This window comes from Zobellella maritima (assembly GCF_003075035.1).
Taxonomy (GTDB): domain Bacteria; phylum Pseudomonadota; class Gammaproteobacteria; order Enterobacterales; family Aeromonadaceae; genus Oceanimonas; species Oceanimonas maritima.
The window spans coordinates 1-518 of sequence record NZ_QCZE01000013.1; the positions used below are offsets into that span (position 1 = coordinate 1).

The following is a 518-nucleotide window of genomic DNA, read 5'->3' on the forward strand; positions in this document are numbered from 1 at the left end:
GCTGGTAGAGCACAACCTTGCCAAGGTTGGGGTCGCGAGTTCGAATCTCGTTTCCCGCTCCAAATTGAAAGGATATGGCTTACCAGAGCGGTATCTGAAATAGAGGGTCGCAGCGCGGCCCCAAAGAAAGAGTTTACAGATTATTGCGGGAATAGCTCAGTTGATAAGAGCTTGACCTTGCTGAAGTCGATGAGGGTCGCGCCGCGGCCCCATGCACAAGTTAAAAATTTTACGCGGGAATAGCTCAGCTGGTAGAGCACAACCTTGCCAAGGTTGGGGTCGCGAGTTCGAATCTCGTTTCCCGCTCCAAATTGAAAGGATATGGCTTACCAGAGCGGTATCTGAAATAGAGGGTCGTAGCGCGGCCCCATGCACAAGTTAAAAATTTTACGCGGGAATAGCTCAGCTGGTAGAGCACAACCTTGCCAAGGTTGGGGTCGCGAGTTCGAATCTCGTTTCCCGCTCCAAATTGAAAGGATATGGCTTACCAGAGCGGTATCTGAAATAGAGGGTCGCAG

2 tRNA genes are annotated in these 518 nt (G+C 51.2%); both read left to right on the forward strand.

Features of this window, described 5'->3' with window-relative positions:
• The first annotated feature begins 233 nt into the window (after positions 1 to 233).
• Positions 234 to 309: transfer RNA gene (locus DCS96_RS18370), tRNA-Gly, on the forward strand.
• A gap of 82 nt (positions 310 to 391) precedes the next feature.
• A tRNA-Gly gene (locus DCS96_RS18375) sits at positions 392 to 467 on the forward strand.
• The last annotated feature ends 51 nt before the right edge of the window (positions 468 to 518 follow it).